This window comes from Pseudomonas fluorescens, from assembly GCF_902498195.1.
GTDB classification, from domain to species: domain Bacteria; phylum Pseudomonadota; class Gammaproteobacteria; order Pseudomonadales; family Pseudomonadaceae; genus Aquipseudomonas; species Aquipseudomonas fluorescens_BU.
The window spans coordinates 455,438-473,533 of sequence record NZ_CABVIY010000004.1 but is presented as its reverse complement, the minus strand read 5'-3'; the positions used below and the strand labels follow the sequence as shown (position 1 = coordinate 473,533).

Below are 18,096 nucleotides of genomic sequence, written 5' to 3'. Positions count from 1 at the left end.
GAGCGGGCGCGAAGCAGGAGTTGCAGCATGATTGTCCGCCCGGTCCAGGTCACCGACCTGCCCGCCCTGCGTACGCTGGTCCGGCAGGCGGGCCGCGGCTTGACCAGCCTGCCGGCCAACGAAGAACGCCTGAGCCATCGCCTGCGTTGGGCCAGGAGGACATTCGCCGAACAGGTCGAGCGCGCCGATGCCGATTACCTGTTCGTGCTCGAAGACGATGATCAGCAAGTGATCGGCGTCAGTGCCCTGACGGGGGCCGTCGGCCTGCGCGAACCCTGGTACAACTACCGCGTCGGGCTGACGGTCAGCGCATCGGCGGACCTGGGCATCCAGCGGCACATCCCGACGTTGTTCCTGAACAATGAAATGACCGGACAATCGGAGCTCGGCTCATTGTTCCTGCGCCCCGATCAACGCCTGGAGGGGCACGGCCGACTGCTGTCCCTGAGTCGCCTTTTGTTTGTCGCGGAATTCCCCCATCTGTTCGGTGACAAACTCATCGCGGAATTGCGTGGCAGCGCCGACGAACGAGGGTGTTCACCTTTCTGGGACAGTGTGGGCCGGCACTTTTTCAAGATGGACTTCAGCCACGCCGATCACTTGTCGTGGCTGGGCAACAAATCGTTCATCGCCGAACTGATGCCACGCCAGCCGCTTTACACCTGCCTGCTCACCGAGCAGGCCCAGGCCGTGATCGGTAAGCCCCATATCAACAGCGAAGCGGCGCTGAAAATCCTCACCGCCGAGGGTTTTGCCCACCGCGGCTACATCGATATCTTCGACGCCGGCCCGCTCATCGAGTCGCCGATAGCGAATATCCGTACCGTGCGCGACAGTCAACTGCTGGAACTGGCCATCGGCAGCCCGGACGACCAGGCCCCGATGTGGCTGATCCACAACCGCCGCCTGGAAAACTGCCGCATCACCACCGCCCCGGCGCGACAGGTCGGTGGTTGCCTGACGGTTGATCGCCTCACCGCCAAGCACTTGCAATTGCAACCCGGTGATTCGGTGCGCGGCGTGCTGATGCGCGAACAGCAAGCACGGGCCGTGGCGGCCTGATCGCCGGGACGATGAACCGTGCTGCAAGCAAAATGGCAGCATTCACCCTAAATTCGTCATCATTTACCACCTGCACCCGTGATAGCCTCTAACTCTTTCGGCGTTGACACTTTTGCTCAAGCCTTTCCATTTCCATTGGTGGAACCCATATGTCCAGGCTGTCTCATCAAGATTTGCGCCGCAATTTTCGCCAACTGTTCGCTTCCAACACCTGCTATCACACCGCATCGGTCTTCGATCCGATGTCGGCACGCATCGCCGCCGACCTGGGATTCGAAGTCGGCATCCTCGGCGGGTCGGTCGCTTCGCTACAGGTGCTGGGTGCCCCTGACTTTGCCTTGATCACCCTCAGCGAATTCGCCGAACAGGCCACCCGCATCGGCCGCGTCGCCCAGTTGCCGGTCATCGCCGACGCCGACCATGGCTACGGCAACGCGCTGAACGTCATGCGCACCATCGTCGAGCTCGAACGGGCCGGCGTGGCCGCCCTGACCATCGAAGACACCTTGCTGCCGGCGCAATTCGGCCGTAAATCCACCGACCTGATCACCGTCGCCGAAGGCGTCGGCAAGATTCGCGCAGCACTGGAAGCACGCTGCGACTCGGAAATGGCCATCGTCGCCCGCACCCACGCCGGGATCCTGCCGGTCCAGGAAATCATCAGCCGCACCAGGCAATACCAGGCCGCCGGCGCGGATGGCATCTGCATGGTGGGGATACGCGACTTCGACCACCTGGAACAGATCGCCGAACACCTCAGCGTGCCGCTGATGCTGGTGACCTACGGCAACCCGGCGCTGCGCGACGACAAACGCCTGGCCGAACTCGGCGTGCGCGTCACCATCGACGGCCACGGCGCCTACTTCGCGGCCATCAAGGCCACCTACGACAGCCTGCGCGAACAACGCCAGATCTTCACCCAGGCCTCGGACCTGGGCGCGACCGAACTGACCCACACCTACACCCAGCCGGAAGAATACATCCGCTATGCGGAAGAATTCATGAGCGTGAAGGAGTAACGTCTTCCGGTTGTCGGACGCTGGCTTTTGCTTGGTTTTGGCTTTGGCTTTGGCTTTTGCTTGGTTTTGGCTTTTGCCCCACCCGCCCCTTCGGAAGGCTGAGCGCAGGCGTTTATCCGGGGAGTGGCGCGCAGCGCCGTTCGACGCAGTCGAACACGCTGCATGTAGGTGCAGCGAAGCCAACCGGAGGGCAGTGTCCCCGGATGAATGCCGGAGCGAAGGAACCCCGAGCCTTGGCGAGGGGCCGGACGCCGGGGCGAGCGTTTTTTTGCTTACTTTTTTTAGGCGCTTGTAAAAAAAGTGAGTCGCCGTAAGGGCGAAACCATAAGCGGCCGTTACCGCAGCAATGGATATGTACTCAATCAACAACAGCCAGGCCGGCTATCAGGCCGCCTTCGCGGGCAAGCCTCGCTCCTACAGTGCGGGGGATCGCGCAAAACGCTATACCGAATCGAACAGTGCGCGATGCGGTCGCTCGTTATCACTGCAAATCACCCGATTACGCCCCGTACTCTTGGCCTCATACAACGCCTGATCAGCATCATTGAGCCACAGCGTCGCATCGGCATGCGTGGAGTTGAACGCCGCCAGCCCAATGCTCAAGCTGACTTTCAACGCCGGATTCTGCTCATAGCCCAGGGTCGCGAAACGGTCACGCAGCGCTTCCATAGCCACAGCGGCACTGTTCAAGGGCAAGTCCGGAAGAATCACACAAAACTCATCCCCCCCATATCGCCCGGCGACATCGGTGGCCCTGAGGTTCTGCCTGAGCATTTTGCTCAGGTGCCGCAACACGATGTCACCGGCGACATGGCCATACGTGTCGTTGATGCTTTTGAAATGATCGATATCGATCAGCGCGATCGCCCCGCCTCGCTGCTGACGCTGGCAGCGCTGGAATTCGATTTCCAGTTGGTCCTTCCAGGCCCCGTGATTAAGCAGCCCGGTCAGGCTGTCGGTGCGGCTCAGGGCCAACAGCTCACGCTTTTGCCGACCGAGGGTATGGGCCTGCCGAAAGCAGATCCAGCCCAGTGCCAGCGGATAAAAACACATCAGCGGCAAGCTGGCGTAGAGCTGCAGCGGGCTGGTTTGTGGAATGAACAGCGGGAAAAAGATCAGCCATCCGATGCCCAGGCCGAGCATCTGCACGACAGTGCCCAACAACAGAAACCGCAAGCCACCGATGGCCACGTTGTTCATCGCCATCATGGACAGGGTGATGGCACTGGGCAGCGGATTGAAGTGCATGGCCGCGACCCAGAAGCCGCCCATGAAGGCATCCACCAGCAAATTGCGGTATTCGGCGTGGTAAGGCGTCGTGGACCGGCGCGCCCATTGGTAGGCCAGGTGCGGCCAGAACAGACCGTTGAACAGCATCAAACCCCAGACCCAGGGCGCAGGGTTCAACGGGTACATCGCCACGCTCACGCACAGCAAGCCCAATACCAGCCCCAGGGCGCGCGAGGTGTAGAGCCTCCTGGCCAGTGAAAGTCCTTTTCCTCCCATCTTTTCCATTGGGACCTCTGTTCCGCTGAACGGAACCTGCTCGCACCGCCATTGCAGGTGTGCACGAAGTCTATCAGGGCACCGTCAAATAGCCATCACCGACTGGCGGGCTGAATACCCCGTTATCTGGCTATCTGCTGGAGCGAGCTTGCGCCTGCAGAAGAGCAGCAAAAGCCCCGCAGAAACGGCTATACATGAAGAACGGGTTGGACCCATGCCGGCAAACAGGAGCCCCATGCAGACTTTTCAAGTGTTGATCATCGGCAGCGGCTTTGGCGGTCAGTGTGCAGCGGTCAATCTGCTCAAGGCCGGCATCACCGACTTTCGTCTGCTGGAACGGCGGGATTTCTTCGGCGGCACCTGGTGCCAGAACACCTATCCCGGCGCGGCCGTCGACGTGCCCTCGCCGCTCTACTCGCTGTCCTTTGCCCCCTATCGCTGGACGCAGATGTTCGCCGAACAGGCCGAACTGCATCGCTACACCCGTTACGTGGTGGAGCGTTTCGGCCTTCGCGAGCGGGTGGAACTGCAAGCCAATGTCGAGCGGGTGGAATGGGACGATGCCGGTAAACGCTGGGCGGTGCACACCGCCAAAGGCACCTTTCATGCGCAATTCCTGATCAATGCCACCGGGCCGCTGAGTCAACCGGTGGTGCCGCATTTCAAGGGCCAGGAGCGCTTCAAGGGCAAGACTTTTCACACCAACAACTGGGACCATTCCTACGACTACCGGCAAAAACGCGTGGCCATCGTCGGCAGCGGCGCCAGCGCGGCCCAGGTCATTCCGGCGATCGCCCCGGACGTCGAACACCTGCATGTATTCCAGCGCACGCCACATTGGGTCTTGCCCCGGGCGGACCGCACGTTCGGCCGTTTCCAGCGCTGGCTGCTCGGGTTCAAGCCGGCTTATAAGCTCCTGCGCTGGATGATCTACTGGCAGTTCGAAACCCGGGTGATCGCGTTCAAGTACTCGAAACCGGCGGTGCGCATGGTCCAGCACCAGGCCTTGCGCTTGATCAAGCGTCAGGTAGCGGACGCCGAACTGCGGCGAAAACTGACGCCGGACTACACCCTCGGCTGCAAGCGGGTGATTCTGTCCAGCACGCTGTACCCGGCGCTGGCCCGCGCCAACGTGACCTTGCACAGCCGCGAACAAGGCATTGCCGAGATCGACGAAACCGGGATCGTCATGCAGGACGGCCAGCACCTCGACCTGGACCTGATCGTCTGGTCCACCGGCTACGACGCCACCGACGGGGTGATTTCCTACCCGGTCACCGGTAAAAACGGCACGCAACTCAGAACTGTCTGGGCCGAATATCCCCGGGCCTACCTCGGCACCAGCCTGCCGGACTTTCCCAACCTGTTTATCGTCACAGGTCCCAACACCGGAATCGGCCACACATCGGCGCTGTTTATCATCGAATCGCAGATGAACTACATCCTGGACTGCATTCGCACGCTAAAAGCACGAGGTTTGCGCAGCATCGAAGTACGCCCCGAGGCAGAACGTACCTACACTGAAATGATCCATAGAGAAATGGAACGCACGGTGTGGAAGTCCGGAGGCTGCCACAGTTGGTATCAAAGCAGGAGCGGTCATGTGATTGCCATGTTTCCGGGGTTCAGTTTCAGCTTCCACCGCTTGACCCGAGCCCTGAAACCCGCCGATCACATTTTGTCCTGATCTGTCAGAAGGAAGACACCTGATGCTTTTACTGGTTGTCGCTATTGCGGTTTTCGCGGCCTGGAGCTGGTTGAGCTACCCGGCCATCGGGTACTGGCTGTACGACTTGAGCGTCGCCGCCGAGGCCAGGTTGTACAAACTGCACAAGATTGTGGTGCCCATCAGCGAGATGACCGTCTCGACCTGGCAAGGCGGGCCCTACGAAGCCTCCAGCAATGTGTTGATGCTTCACGGCTTCAGCGCGGATAAAAATATCTGGCTGCGCTTTGCCCGGCACTTTGTCGGCAATTACCGGGTGATCATCCCCGACATCGCCGGTCATGGCGAAACCGGCTTCAAGGCCGGTGGCGGCTATGACATCGCGTTGCAAGCCAAGCGCATGATCCAGTTGCTGGACGTTTGCGGGGTCGAGAAAGTCCATGTGATCGGCAACTCGATGGGCGGCTATATCGCGGCCTGGCTCGCGGCTTATTACCCGGAGCGCATTGTCTCGGTCGCCCTGTTCGACCCGGCGGGCGTCGCGTCGCCCGAACCCAGTGACCTGGAACGGCATTTGGCCAAGGGCCACAACCCGTTCCTGATCAATTCCCGGGAAGAATTCAAATACTTTTATGCCATGACCATGGCCGAGCCACCGTGGGTGCCGCGCGTGGTGCTGGACGCCATCGCCCATCGCTATCAACAGGCGCGCGATGAACTGGAAGAAATCTTCCGCGATTTTCGCGCCAGCCCGCTGATGGAACCGAAACTCCCGGCAATCAAGGCCCCGGCGCTGTTGCTGTGGGGGCGCAAGGACCGTTTGATCGATGTCAGTAGCGTGGCCATCTGGAGCAAAGGCATTGCCGACCTGCGGGTTGAGATCTGGGAGGGCATCGGCCACATGCCGATGGTCGAGGCGCCCGCCGGTTCGGCGCGCCTGTATCGGGAGTTTTTGGCATCGCTGCGCTCGGAAAGCCCTCAGGATCAACGATTGCATTGACGATCGCGGAACCCGTAGGAGCTGTCGAGCTTGCGAGGCTGCGATCGGCTGCGCAGCAGTCGTAAATCCAACATGCATTTTTCCCTGACGCACCGCAGCGCCTGATTTTACGACTGCTTCGCAGCCGATCGCAGCCGATCGCAGCCTCGCAAGCTCGACAGCTCCTACAGGGAAGGCAGCCTCGCAAGCGTGACAGGATGCAGTCCTTTGCAGAATGAAGTTCGTCAGAAACTTCGTTTGTCGGCGCCGCTGAAGGCTGCGATCTTTTCTCCCATCCTTCACGTCACCGCGCCAGGAATTCAGTGCATGAACCACCCGAACTTCGTCAGCCCCGACCTGATTCGCCAACGCTTCTCCAAAGCGATGTCCGATATGTACCGCGAAGAAGTGCCGCTGTACGGCGCGCTGATGGAACTGGTGGAACAGACCAACCGCCACGTGCTGGACAACGATCCGCAAGTAGCCCGACAGTTGAACAGCACCGGCGAGATCGAGCGCCTGGACCTGGAACGCCACGGCGCGATCCGCGTCGGCACCGCCGCGGAACTGGCGACCCTCGCCCGCCTGTTCGCGGTGATGGGCATGCAACCGGTGGGTTATTACGACCTGACCCCGGCCGGTGTGCCGGTGCATTCCACGGCGTTTCGGGCGGTGCATGAAACGTCGCTGCAGGTCAGCCCGTTTCGCGTGTTCACCTCGCTGTTGCGCCTGGAGCTGATCGAAGACCTGCAACTGCGGGCGTTTGCCCAGTCGGTGCTGGACCAGCGTTCGATCTTCACCCCCGCCGCGTTGACCCTCATCGATCGCGCCGAAACCCAGGGCGGCCTCACGGAACACGAAGCCCTGGAATTCGTCGAGCAGGCGCTGGAAACCTTCCGCTGGCACCACAGCGCCACTGTCACTGCCGAGCAATATCGCAAACTCAGCGCCCAACACCGCCTGATTGCCGACGTGGTGGCGTTCAAGGGCCCGCACATCAATCACCTGACACCGCGCACCCTGGACATCGATATCGTCCAGGCGCAAATGCCCGTGCATGGCATCACCCCCAAGGCGGTGATCGAAGGCCCGCCCCGTCGGCAATGTCCGATCCTGTTGCGCCAGACCAGTTTCAAGGCGCTCGACGAGCCGGTCGCGTTCACCGATCAAGCCGACACGCAGGGCAGCCACAGCGCCCGTTTCGGCGAGATTGAGCAGCGCGGCGCCGCGCTCACCCCCAAGGGTCGGGCGCTGTACGACCGTTTACTCAATGCCGCCCGTGACGAACTCAAGGACTTCCCCAACGAAGCCAACGCCGCCCGCTACAACGCGCTGATGGCGCAGCACTTCAGCGAATTCCCTGACACTTATGAAGGCATGCGCCAACAGGAACTGGCGTACTTTCGCTACTTTGTGACGGAAAAAGGACGGGCGGCGGTCGAGCTGAAAACCGCGCCCCTGGAGGACCTGGTCAGGGACGGCTATCTGCGGGTTGAACCGCTGGTGTACGAAGATTTCCTGCCGGTGAGCGCAGCGGGGATTTTTCAGTCGAACCTGGGGGACGCCGCGCAAACCCACTATGGGGTGCATTCCAACCAGCAAGCGTTCGAGCAGGCCCTGGGTCGTCCGACGATTGATGAGTTGGGGCTGTATGCACAGACACAGCGGCGCTCGATCGAGCAGTGTTTTGCGGTGCTGAACCCGTAAAAGATCGCAGCCTGCGGCAGCTCCTACAGGGATTCGCATTCCCAGGCAGGAGCGGCCGCAGGCTGCGGTCTTTTGATCTTCTATTTCAGTTTTGCCAGTAACGCTTCAGCGGTCGCTTGCGACGAAGCCGGGTTCTGTCCGGTCAGCAACAGGCCGTCGGTGAGCACATAGCTGGCCCAATCCGGCCCCTTGGAAAATATCCCGCCCTTGGCCTTGAGCTCGTCTTCCACCAGGAACGGCACGACGTCGGTCAGCTGCACGGCCTCCTCTTCGGTATTGGTGAACCCCGTCACTTTCTTGCCTTTGACCAATGGCTGGCCGTCCGCGTCCCTGGCATGGCGCAATACACCCGGGGCATGGCAAACCGTCGCGACCGGTTTGCCGGCGTTGTAGAACGCTTCGATGAGGGCGATCGACTGCTTGTCCTCGGCCAGGTCCCAGAGCGGGCCATGTCCGCCGGGATAGAAGACCGCATCGTAATCACCGGCCCTCACCGAACCCAGCAAGGCCGTCGACGCCAATGCCGACTGGGCGGCCGGGTCCTTGCGGAAACGCTCGGTGGCTTCGGTTTGGAAATCAGGCTCGTCGCTTTTCGGGTCCAGCGGTGGCTGGCCGCCCTTGGGCGAGGCCAGGGTCAGCTGCGCGCCTGCATCCTTGAAGGCGTAATAAGGTGCCGCGAATTCTTCCAGCCAGAAGCCGGTTTTCTTGCCGGTGTTACCCAATTGATCGTGGGACGTTAAAACCATCAGGATTTTCATGTCTTCACTCCATCTCGGGGTTGCGGGGGGTGGCGTAGGGCCGGGATGCGCAGCAAGCCTGGCATCGGGCCTGGCGTAAGACCATGATGCGGGGTTGATCGTTCGGCCTGTAAAGCCACTCGATACGGTGCGCCAAAAACGGCCCTGTGTCGCGCAAACTTTTATGCAAGTGCCAGCAGTTTTTCAGGAAACTTGCGGGGCGATATTCGTCAAGTTCAAAACGTGCCGAAGCCGGCGAAGTTGTCCAGTTCAGATCAATTGCAAAATAGATAAATCGTTCGTGTGTGGACCACGATGGAAAGTGCAATTCGCACTTTGGGGAGGGAGTTCGCCCAGTGCAATGGCCTCGGCAATCCATGCACTGGTAAAGAGCCCTGACACTGGGCGAACGGGGCGTATTTTAATTGAAGATTCTCAAGATGTCCGCGTCTGAAACGTGAAATTTGCCGATACATGTTTTAACAATTTTCGACACATAGTTACCCAATGGCTAAAACTCACCACTTTGTCCATTACACTGATTATTCCTATACAAAAAGTTGTACAGGAATAATCAACCGTCATTCAACTTCAGCGTTTGCTGGTCACTGTCAGTATGTCGGTATAGGTCACATAAACGCTTTGCCCGACTTTCAGATCCTTCAATTTGGCTTGAACTTCCGGGCGTTCGATATCCAGGGTTTTACTTTGCCCGGCCGGATTTTCGAGGGTCACCTGATTTTTCTTCAGGTCGATATGGGTGATCTTCAGCTGCACTTGCACCTGACGATAAGCTTCACCGCCAGGGTTGGCGCTACCCGGCGCCGCGCGGACTTCGCCGGTGCGCTCGGTCGTGCCTGGCAGGCCCTTGTCGACATCGGTGTCGAGGTAGGCCGCCACGGCGCGGGTCACCTTGATATCGACCTGATCGCCAGGCTTCAGATTGTCGAGGTTTTTCGCCTTTTCGGTCAGTTGCACCGTGGCCTGGCGACCTTCCGGCCCCTCAAGGACGACCTGACGGTTGGCGGCATCGACCGAAATGACTTTGGTGGAGATCTGATCGGCTTCCACCACCGCTGACAACGGAATGTCAGCCGCCATGGCACTCAGGCTGGTGGCGGACAGCAACGTGGCGAGCGTAATGGCTTTGGTCAGTACGTGAAGTTTCATAGGCAGACATTCCCTGTGATCAATGGCGACAAACGGCATCGGAGCAGGCACCGATGCCGAGCGTGCCAGTGAGCATAGACGCTGATCAGGCGTTGCGACTCAATAACCCGTCATTTCCAGATACCCCTGCCCGCCATGGCTGCCGCTCAACCGCACCGGGCCTTCCCAGTACGGAATGCGCAGGTCCATCCAGGCGTTGGGGTTGAGGGCGCTGATGACGATGTCCAGGTGCTTGCCGGGGATCTGGATCGACCAGCGCACGGGCATCGAGCGCCCGGCGACGCGGGCGGTGTCCTGCGGGGTGAGGCGGATGTCTTTGCCGTGCAGCACCTGCGTCTGGCCCCGGGCGTCGATCCAGGTGCCGGTCAGGTAAGGTTCGCCGTCCTTTTGCCGCATGCGATAGAGCATCACCTGCTCGCCGCTGTCCAGATGCAGGGAAAACCAGTCCCAGCCGGTCTGGTTGGCGGTCAGTGGCTGGCTGCTCCATTCCCGGTCGAGCCAGGCCGGACCGCTGACCTGATAGCGCTTGCCATCGATCTCCAGGGTGCCGCTGGCCTGGAAAAACGGCTGGCTGTAGTAATACGACGCCTGGCCCTGTTCGGATTTCTGGCTGAAGCCCTTGTCCCCTTGCAAGACCAGCGGCCGATTCGACGTCAGCCGCAATTGATAACTGAACGCCTTGTCGCGGGCACTCAATTGCAGGTCGGCCAGCGGGTCGGCGTCGCTCGACTGGCTGCTGAAACGCCAATCGTCGATCCACGCATTGAACGGTGCCAGGCTCACCCCGGCCTGGCCGACGCCACCACGGGCGTAGCGTTCGGCGGCATGATGCACGGTCGCCGAGGTCACGGCCGCGTGGCCGAGCCAGATCGTCTGGTTGTCCCACCCCGCCACCTCGGGCGTGGCCTTCAAGGCGCTGCGAAACAATGTCCACTGCGCGCCGAACTCGTTGCCCTGCTCGTCCTTGAGGTTGGCGGTGACGTACCACCATTCGATGCGAAAGCCGTCGTGGGGGCCATGATCGGCCGGAAAATCGAACACCCGTCCGGGCGCCACCGGGGTGAAGGCAGCCGCCTGACTGCCCATGCCGGCGAAGCCTTTTTCCACGGGTGCCGATTGATCGCAGCCACTCAACAGCAACGCACACAGCCACACGGCGAGCTTAATCCTCATGGGCAAACGTCCTCAGCAGGTCCGCCGGCCGGGTGCGATACAACGAATACAGCGGCCACGCCGAAGCCAGCAGCGTCGCCACCAGCGCCAGCCCCATCAATTGCAGCAATTGCAGCGGGAACACCCGCAACGGCAAACGCCAACCGAAGGCCTGGACATTGATCACCGCGTCCAGGCACCAGGCCAGGGCAATGCCCAGCGGCAAGGCCAGTACTAGCGTCAACAGGGCCAGCAACCAGGTTTGCCCGAGGTTGAGCAGCATCAGTTGCCGACGCGTGACGCCCAGTGCCCACAGCGGCGCCAGCTGCCCCAGGCGGCTCTGGCTTTGGGTCAGCAGGCTGATGAACAGCGCCACCCCCGCCACGCAGAGGGTCAGACTGTTGAGTGCGGCCGTGGCGGCGAAAGTCCGTTCGAACACTTGCGTCGACCACCCCTTGAGCCGCGCCTGATCGACGATCCGGCTGTCCTCCAGGGCGAAACGTGCTTGCAGCGCCTTGACGAACGGCGTGATCAGCGGCGGTTCTATGCGCAGGTTGAAGCGATTGGGTGTCAGTTGCGGCCAGCCGCGCAGCAAGTGATTGACGTTGACCAGTACGTGGCCCTTCGGGTTGCCGTAGTCGGCATAGATCCCGATGATGCGCGGCGACCACGGGCCATTGGGCGTGGCAATCGTCAGGTGATCGCCCAGGCGCACGTTCAGCCGCCGGGCCAGCTGCTCGCTGAGCATCAAGGCATCGTCGGTGGCCAGGCGCTCCCAGGGCGTGTCGCCCAGGGCTTCGAGCAGCGGCCAGTGCTGGCGATAGGTCGGATGATCGATCACGCCAAAAATGTCCGTCGGCCAGCCTTGCAGCTGGATCGCCACCTGCCAGTTGGGCAACACCGCCGAGAGCTGCGGCTGCTGCTTGAGCCAGCCATGCAGTTCAAGGGCCTGGGCCGGGTTTTGCGGATTGACGTACAGCTCGGCGGTCAAGCGCTGTTCGAGCCAATCGCTGAAGGTCTGACGAAAGCCGGCGGTCATGCTGCCGGCCCCGATGTTGGCCGCCAGGGCCAGCAGCAACGCCATCAACGCCAGGCTCAGGGCCGGCAGCTGCTGGCGGCAATCGGCGACGAACCATTGGCCGAGCACCGAATGACTGCGGCCCGACAACCCGTTAAGCACCGCATCGAGCACCACCGGCAACGCCAGGGCGGCGCCCAGCAACAGCGCGGCCATCAGCACGAAACCACTGGCCAGGCTGTCACCGCGCAGCAACGCCAGCAAGGCGATGGCCAGCGCCAGCGCCGCCACCCAGCCCTGGCGCCGCAACCAGCGCGCATGGGCTTGATGCCAGGCCTGCGGATCGGCCAGGGCCAGCAGCGGCAGACGCGCCGCACGCCACAAACTGTTGGCGCCGGCGAGCAAGGCGCCGAGCAGGCTCAAGCCGATGCCGCTCAACCACCACAGCGGGCTGAGGCTCAACTGCCCCGCCACCTCGGCGCCGTACAGGCCGCGCAGGCTGGCGGCGACATCCGGCAGCAGCACGCTGGCCAGCAGGTAGCCACTGACCACGCCGGCCACGCCACCGATCAAGGCCAGCCCCGCCAGTTCGACAGCCAGGCAGGCGATCAGCCTCCGTGCGCTGACGCCACAGGCCCGCAGCGTCCTGAGCAAGCCCCGGCGCTGCTCCAGCGCCAGCCCAATGGCGGCGTGAACGATGAACAGGCCAACCACGAACGACAGAAACCCCAGGGCGTCGAGGTTCAGGTGAAAGCTCTCGGTCAGGCGCGCCAGATTGTTTTCTTCACCGCTGCTCTTGAGCTGCAACTGGCCCTTGAACGCATCGGGCAGTGTCGCGCTGAAATCCTTGGGCAGCAGCAGGCGCGATAGCTGATCCGGCAAACCGAGCATGCGCTGGGCAAACCCGATGTCCACCAGCAGCACCCCCGGTGCCATGTCTGCCTGGGCTCGCAACGGCGGCAATACCTGGCCGTTCAGCGCCAGCGGTTGTTGCCCCTCCGCCAGCCCCAGGGCCTGCAACGTCTGCGGCGCAATCCAGGTGCTGCCCGGCGGGGTGAAAAACTCGACGACCTGCTCGATGGCCAACGCCTGCCCGGCCACCACGCCACCGGCTGGCAGCGACACCGGTTCGATGCCCATCAGTTGCAGGCGCTGATCCTCATGGCCCTTGAGCGTCAACCGCCCCTGCAACACCGGCGACACCGGCCAGCCGGCACGGCGCAGGTCGACAAACCATTGCTGAGGAAAGGTCCCGCCGGCGGGCGCGCTGAGGCTGGCCTGGGGTTCGCCGCCGATCAACTGGCTGGCCCGGGCGTAGCTGTCGCGTGCCTGGCTGTTCAGCGCCTGCACGCCGGTGAGCAGGCTGGTGGCCAGCCACAACCCGGTCAGCACACTGAAAAACTGCACCGGATGGCGCCGCCAGTGACTGAGCAACGCCCGCAGGGTTTCGCGAAAAATGCGCACCTCAGCGCCCGCCCACACCGGCCAGACGCCCACCGTGCAGTACCACTTTCTCCGCCAGTCGCGCCGCGACACTGGGGCTGTGGGTGACCATCAACAGGGTCGTGTGGCTGTCATCGAGCAGTTCCAGCAACAGCTTGAGCACCTCGTCGCTGGTGGCCTCGTCCAGGCTGCCGGTGGGTTCGTCGGCCAGCAGCAGTTTCGGTTGCGAGGCCAGGGCGCGACCCAGCGCCACCCGTTGCTGCTGGCCACCGGAGAGTTGCTCCGGATAACGTCGCAGCACATCAGCCAGGCCCAAGCGCTGCACCAGGTGCGCCTGCCAGCGAGGGTCATGGCGCCCGGCCAGGCGTGCCTGAAACGCCAGGTTGTCCTCCACCCGCAAACTGCCGATCAGGTTGAACTGCTGGAACACCAGGCCGATTTCCGTGCGTCGCCAGTTCGCCAGCTGGCCTTCGTTCATCTGCTCCAGCCGATGCCCGCCGCTGCGGATGCTGCCGCGATCCAGCTTGTCCAGCCCGGCGATCAGGTGCAGCAAGGTGCTCTTGCCGCTGCCCGATTCGCCCATCAGCGCCAGGCTGCTGCCCGGTTTGAGGCTCAGGTCGACACCTTGCAGCACCGGCAACGGGCCTTGCGGCGTGGCGTAGCTTTTGAAGACGCCCTGGACTTCAAGCATGGGAGAACCCGTTCGGTAAGCGTGGCCCCAAGGATAGCGGCCCTGAATGGTTTTTGTCCGTTGTCGATTGCCGCACCGTCCGGCCGCCGCCCTAACTTAGAGAGTCATAACGATAAAAACGGAGACTCCATGCCACGTTTCATCTTAAGCCCGCGCGGCCTGTTGGCCTGCCTGATCACCGCGTGCCTGGCGCAATCGGTGGTCGCCGCCGATGCGCCCGTCAATGCCGACGCCAGCCCTCAGACGGCCGCCAGTAACGCCGCCGTGCTGCAACAACTGCCCTTCACCGATCGCACTGACTTCGAGTCGGTCGCCAAAGGCTTGATCGCGCCGTTCAAGGGCCAGGTCAAGGACGCCAGCGGCAAGGTCCTCTGGGATATCCAGGCCTACGGTTTTCTTGACAAGGACCCGGCGCCCGACTCGGTCAACCCGAGCCTGTGGCGCCTGGCCCGGCTCAGCGCCCATGCCGGTCTGTTCGAAGTCAGCCCGAACATTTATCAGGTGCGCGGCCTCGACCTGGCCAACATGACCATCATCGAAGGCGATGACGGGCTGATCATCATCGACCCGCTGACCATGGCCGAAACCGCCAGGGCGGCACTGGATCTGTACTACCAGAACCGTCCGCGCAAACCGGTGGTGGCGGTGATCTACAGCCATACCCACGTCGACCATTTTGGCGGCGTGCGCGGGGTGATCGACGAGGCCGACGTCAAGGCCGGCAAGGTCAAGGTGTTCGCACCCGCCGGGTTCATGGAACACGTGATGAGCGAGAACGTGTTCGCCGGCAACGCCATGAGTCGTCGCGCGCAATTCCAGTTCGGCAGCCTCTTGCCCCGTGGGGAGAAAGGCCAGGTGGACGCGGGCCTGGGCAAGAGCACGCCCAGCGGCGGCACCATCACCCTGATCGCGCCCACCGACCTGATCGAAAAGGAACTGGACACCCGCACCATCGCCGGCCTGCAAGTGGAATTCCAGCTCACGCCAGGCACCGAGGCGCCGGCGGAAATGAACCTCTACCTGCCGCAATTGCGCGCCTTGTGCATGGCGGAAAACGCCTCGCAAATGATGCACAACATCCTCACTCCGCGCGGCGCGCAAGTGCGTGACGCCAAAGCCTGGGCGCAATACCTGGACAGCAGCCTGGCGCGCTACGGCGACAAGAGCGACGTGCTGTTCGCCCAGCACAACTGGCCAACCTGGGGTGGCGAGCGGATCCGCACCTTCCTCGCCGATCAGCGCGACATGTACGCCTTCCTCAATGACCGCACCCTGCACTTGCTCAACCAGGGCCTGACGCCGCTGGAAATCGCCGACGCGATCAAGAAACTGCCCGGCGCCCTGGACCAGAAGTGGTACACCCGGGGCTACTACGGTTCCCTGAGTTTCAACACCCGCGCGGTGTATCAGCGCTACCTGGGTTTCTACGACGGCAACCCGGCCAACCTCAATCCGCTGCCACCGGTGGACACCGCCAAACGCAGCGTCGAGGCCATGGGTGGCGGCGCCGCCGTGCTGGAGAAAATGCGCGCGGCCATGGCCAGGGCCGATTACCGCTGGGCCGCGCAATTGGGCAATCAGCTGATCTTCGCCGAACCGGACAACCTTGAGGCGCGCAAGGCTCAGGCCGACACCCTGGAACAACTGGGGTATCAGAGCGAAAACGCCACCTGGCGCAACATGTACCTGACCGGTGCGATGGAACTGCGCAACGGCGTGCCGCAGCACGCCGGCACCTCGGTCTCGGTGGACATGGTGCGGGCGATGAGCCCGCAGATGTTCTTCGATTTCCTGGCGATCCGCCTGGACAGCGACAAAGCCGTGGGCCACGACCTCACACTGAACTGGACCTTCGAGGACCCGCGCAAGGACTTCAACCTGACCCTGCGCAACGGCGTGCTGACCCACCGCGCCGGGCTCAATCCACAGGCCGATGCCGGGGTCAGCATGAGCAAGGCGACGCTGGAGCAGATCAGCCTCAAGCAACTGGATTTCCCGACGGCGATCCAGCAAGGCTTGATCAAGTTGCAGGGCAGCGGCAAGAAGCTTGGGGAATTGATGAGCAGCCTGGATACCTTTGCGCCGCAGTTCAATATCGTCACGCCTTAGGACCGGGTCGCGGCCTTCGCGAGCAGGCTCGCTCCCACAAGGGATCGTTGGGCTTGCTCGCGAAGAGGCCGGCACACTCAACATCTTCATCGCCTGACACACAGCCTTCGCGAGCAAGCCCGCTCCCACAGGTTTCCATGGCACCCACACTGTTTGTGAACTGCACAGATCCCCATGTGGGAGCGGGCTTGCTCGCGAAGGCAGCGGTAAGAACTACACAGATATCGCTTCTACCGCAGGCATCTGCCACTGCTCCCACAAGGGATCGTTGTCGTTCACACCCTTGTGGGAGCGGGCTTGCTCGCGAAGAGGCCGGCACACTCAACATCTTCATTGCCTGACACACAGCCTTCGCGAGCAAGCCCGCTCCCACAGGTTTCCATGGCACCCACACTATTTGTGAACTGCACAGATCCCCATGTGGGAGCGGGCTTGCTCGCGAAGGCGGCGGTAAGAACTACACAGATATCGCTTCTACCGCAGGCATCTGCCACTGCTGCTCAATCACCTGTCGCTGCGGCCCATACAGCCGCAACACCAGAGTAAAGGCCCCACTGACAGGCGTCGGCAGCCAGTTGTCCTGCGCGTCCGGCGCCGGGGTTTGCATGACCAGCGTCAACCCGCCCTCCGCGTCTCTCTGCAAAGGATCGCGGCTGCTCAGGCAATAACGATTGATCGCATTGGCCACCAGTTGCCGGTCCGGCAGGTCGTACAGCGTCAACGACCAGAACTCGCTGGCCGGCGGCAGTTGCCCCGGTGCAAAGCGCAGGCGATAACGCCGCCCGCCCTGCAACGGCTGCCCCTGATTGTCCAGGCGGGTGCCGGTGTAGAACGCCTCTTCGACGCTGTTACCGTAGATGCCGACATGGGCGGCGACGGCGCGGTTGAGGTAGTTGCCGTGCAGCGCTTCGCGGGTGCCGAACAGGCCGAGGGTGGTTCGCACCTGGCTCACGGCGGCTTTCAGTTGCGCCTGCGCGTCCTGGATTCCGTCGATCAAGGCCTGACGTTTATCCACGGGCAACGCTGCGACATCGAAACCTTCACCCGGGACGATGCCGATCCGCGCGAACCGTTCACGCAACGCCTGTTCCGCTGGATGGGTCGGGCACAGCGCGAGGATCCGGTTGAGCACAGCAATGAAATCCAGTCCCAGCCCGGTTTTGCTGTCCCAGGCCGGCCATGCAATCGACGGTGCCGCAACGGGCGCAGGACCGCCGATGTACGAATGAAAGGCGCGCAGGCGATATTGCTGCTGCAACGCGCGCACGGCCGGCAGGTCTTCGGCATTTTTCAAACCGGTGCGCCCCAGGATCATCACGATCGCGGTTTCACTGCGCAGCACGCCCTTGATCCCCGGCGGCGTCGGCCCTTGCCAGTCGGGCCCGGCGATCAGGTAATCGCCCGCTTCGCGCCCGGTACGGAGCACGCCGACGTAGCCGAAGTTATGGGTGTATTGATCGACCAGTTGATGCACGTAATAGCGTTGCTCATCGACCGCCGGAACACTCAGCACCTGGGGCTCGCTGCGCAGGTCGAGCCAGGCCCAGGAGTACGGCGTATCGTTGTTCGGGGTGACGATTTCACGGTTGTTCGGGGTGTACAGCTGGCTGTAATGCCGGAAGCGGTTGAAGCCGCCGACGTACTCCGGCGCCGCCGGATCGAGCAGCTGCTTTTCCAGGGTCTGGTAGTGCATGAGCATCGGGTAGGCGTAGATCCATGCCTCCTGGGCAATGGATCGCAGGTCATCGGATCCGGCGGCCAGCAACCAACGAGGCAACATCAGACTTCCTCCCAGCACACCCATGCCGCCCAGCATGTGGCGACGACTCAAGTGCAT

At 62.3% G+C, this 18,096-nt stretch carries 13 protein-coding genes; 6 read left to right on the top strand and 7 right to left on the bottom strand.

Translation table 11 applies throughout. From position 1 onward, the window contains the following. The first annotated feature begins 27 nt into the window (after positions 1-27). A complete protein-coding gene (gene astA, locus F8N66_RS17360; RefSeq protein ID WP_150771341.1) occupies positions 28-1,062 on the top strand; it encodes an arginine N-succinyltransferase in 1,035 nt (344 codons plus the stop codon). Positions 1,063-1,211: 149 nt separating this feature from the next. Then, the gene (locus tag F8N66_RS17355; RefSeq protein ID WP_150771340.1) at positions 1,212-2,081 is read left to right on the top strand and encodes an isocitrate lyase/PEP mutase family protein; all 870 of its coding nucleotides are present in this window, start codon (positions 1,212-1,214) and stop codon (positions 2,079-2,081) included. Between the two features lie 441 nt (positions 2,082-2,522). Here the strand turns inward: F8N66_RS17355 and F8N66_RS17350 are convergent, their stop codons facing one another. Beyond that, a complete protein-coding gene (locus F8N66_RS17350) occupies positions 2,523-3,596 on the bottom strand; it encodes a diguanylate cyclase (RefSeq protein ID WP_150771339.1) in 1,074 nt (357 codons plus the stop codon). 226 nt (positions 3,597-3,822) lie between these two features. Here F8N66_RS17350 and F8N66_RS17345 point away from each other — a divergent pair, with 226 nt between their 5' ends. From F8N66_RS17345 to F8N66_RS17335, 3 genes are all read left to right on the top strand, one after another. After that, entirely contained in the window at positions 3,823-5,274 is a 1,452-nt protein-coding gene (locus F8N66_RS17345; protein WP_150771338.1) for a flavin-containing monooxygenase, read from the top strand. A 22-nt stretch (positions 5,275-5,296) separates the two neighbouring features. Then, positions 5,297-6,253, top strand: coding sequence for an alpha/beta fold hydrolase (locus F8N66_RS17340; protein ID WP_150771337.1), 957 nt, complete (start codon positions 5,297-5,299; stop codon positions 6,251-6,253). Positions 6,254-6,559: 306 nt separating this feature from the next. Then, a complete protein-coding gene (locus F8N66_RS17335; protein ID WP_150771336.1) occupies positions 6,560-7,939 on the top strand; it encodes a VOC family protein in 1,380 nt (459 codons plus the stop codon). Between the two features lie 80 nt (positions 7,940-8,019). Here the strand turns inward: F8N66_RS17335 and F8N66_RS17330 are convergent, their stop codons facing one another. The 5 genes from F8N66_RS17330 to F8N66_RS17310 all read right to left on the bottom strand — a co-directional run bounded on the left by F8N66_RS17330 (position 8,020) and on the right by F8N66_RS17310 (position 14,150). Further along, complete coding sequence (locus F8N66_RS17330) at positions 8,020-8,697, bottom strand: type 1 glutamine amidotransferase domain-containing protein (RefSeq protein ID WP_150771335.1); 678 nt, start codon at positions 8,695-8,697, stop codon at positions 8,020-8,022. A gap of 570 nt (positions 8,698-9,267) precedes the next feature. Further along, the gene (locus F8N66_RS17325; RefSeq protein ID WP_150771334.1) at positions 9,268-9,846 is read right to left on the bottom strand and encodes a hypothetical protein; all 579 of its coding nucleotides are present in this window, start codon (positions 9,844-9,846) and stop codon (positions 9,268-9,270) included. Between the two features lie 99 nt (positions 9,847-9,945). Next, entirely contained in the window at positions 9,946-11,019 is a 1,074-nt protein-coding gene (locus tag F8N66_RS17320) for a lipocalin-like domain-containing protein (protein ID WP_150771333.1), read from the bottom strand. Continuing rightward, positions 11,009-13,480, bottom strand: coding sequence for an ABC transporter permease (locus F8N66_RS17315; protein WP_150771332.1), 2,472 nt, complete (start codon positions 13,478-13,480; stop codon positions 11,009-11,011). The genes F8N66_RS17320 and F8N66_RS17315 overlap by 11 nt, the downstream gene beginning before the upstream one ends. Position 13,481: 1 nt before the next feature. After that, positions 13,482-14,150, bottom strand: a complete 669-nt coding sequence (locus tag F8N66_RS17310) for an ABC transporter ATP-binding protein (protein ID WP_150771331.1) — start codon at positions 14,148-14,150, stop codon at positions 13,482-13,484. A gap of 129 nt (positions 14,151-14,279) precedes the next feature. Between F8N66_RS17310 and F8N66_RS17305 the strand changes: the two genes are divergently transcribed. Further along, positions 14,280-16,259, top strand: coding sequence for an alkyl/aryl-sulfatase (locus F8N66_RS17305; protein WP_150771330.1), 1,980 nt, complete (start codon positions 14,280-14,282; stop codon positions 16,257-16,259). A gap of 457 nt (positions 16,260-16,716) precedes the next feature. Here F8N66_RS17305 and F8N66_RS17295 read toward each other — a convergent pair whose 3' ends face one another. Then, complete coding sequence (locus F8N66_RS17295; RefSeq protein WP_224790503.1) at positions 16,717-18,096, bottom strand: DUF1254 domain-containing protein; 1,380 nt, start codon at positions 18,094-18,096, stop codon at positions 16,717-16,719.